Genomic DNA, 970 nt, shown 5'->3' on the forward strand with positions numbered 1-970 from the left:
GAGACGCTGCGGCTGGTGGCCAAGCGGTTCGCCGACACCGGCGGCGACGTGTGGGCCACGGTCGGCCGCAAACAGCGGGCGTTCCCGCCGGTGGCCTCGCCGGTGACCGGAGAAGTCGAGGCCAGGCTGATCGCGCTGGCCTGCTCGGCCGCTCCGGCCGGCCACGCCCGGTGGAGCCTGCGACTGCTGGAGAAGCACGTCGCGCTGGCCGAAGACATCCCCGACCTCGACCACTCCACCATCGGCCGGGTGCTAAAAAAACGGAACTTCGCCCTCACCTGAAGAAGTGCTGGACCATACCGCCGGCGGCCAACGCGCAGTTCGCCGCCGCGATGGAGGACGTGCTGGCCGTCTATGCCCGCCGACACGACCCGCGCCGCCCGGTGGTGTGCATGGACGAGAAGCCCTACCAGCTGCTCGCCCACGCGCGCGACCCGATCCCCGCGGCACCCGGGCGCGACCGGCGAGAGGACTCCGAATACGTACGGCACGGAACCTGCTCGATTTTCTGCTGGGTCGAACCCCTGGCCGGCTGGCGCCGCGTCGACGCCCAGCCACGGCGCACCCGGATCGACTGGGCCGGGCAGGTCCGCACGCTCCTGACCCGCGACTACCCCGACGCCGAACGCGTGGTCCTGGTTATGGACAACCTCAACACCCACGGCATCGCCTCCCTGTACGAGGCCTTCCCCGCCGAAGAGGCCTTCGCCCTGGCCCAGCGCCTGGAGATCCACCACACCCCCAAACACGGGTCATGGCTCAACATCGCCGAGATCGAGCTCTCCGCCCTCACCCGGCAATGCCTCGACCGCCGCATCCACGACCTCGAAGTCCTCAACACCGAACTCGCGGCCTGGGCCACCGCCGTCAACGCCGACCAGCGCCAAGTCCACTGGCACTTCACCACCGACGACGCCCGCACCCGACTCCGCCACCTATATCCCAAACATTAGAAGCGACAAGCTACTAG

General features: G+C 69.2%; 2 protein-coding genes. Both read left to right on the forward strand.

Features of this window, described 5'->3' with window-relative positions; translation table 11 throughout:
- On the forward strand, positions 1-282 hold a 282-nt coding region (locus IZR01_RS51940), incomplete at its 5' end, for a helix-turn-helix domain-containing protein (RefSeq protein ID WP_228561472.1).
- Positions 171-953, forward strand: coding sequence for an IS630 family transposase (locus IZR01_RS49315; protein ID WP_323746440.1), 783 nt, complete (start codon positions 171-173; stop codon positions 951-953). The genes IZR01_RS51940 and IZR01_RS49315, both read left to right, overlap by 112 nt.
- Positions 954-970: the final 17 nt, after the last annotated feature.

Source organism: Catenulispora pinisilvae (genome assembly GCF_015356865.1).
Taxonomy (GTDB): domain Bacteria; phylum Actinomycetota; class Actinomycetes; order Streptomycetales; family Catenulisporaceae; genus Catenulispora; species Catenulispora pinisilvae.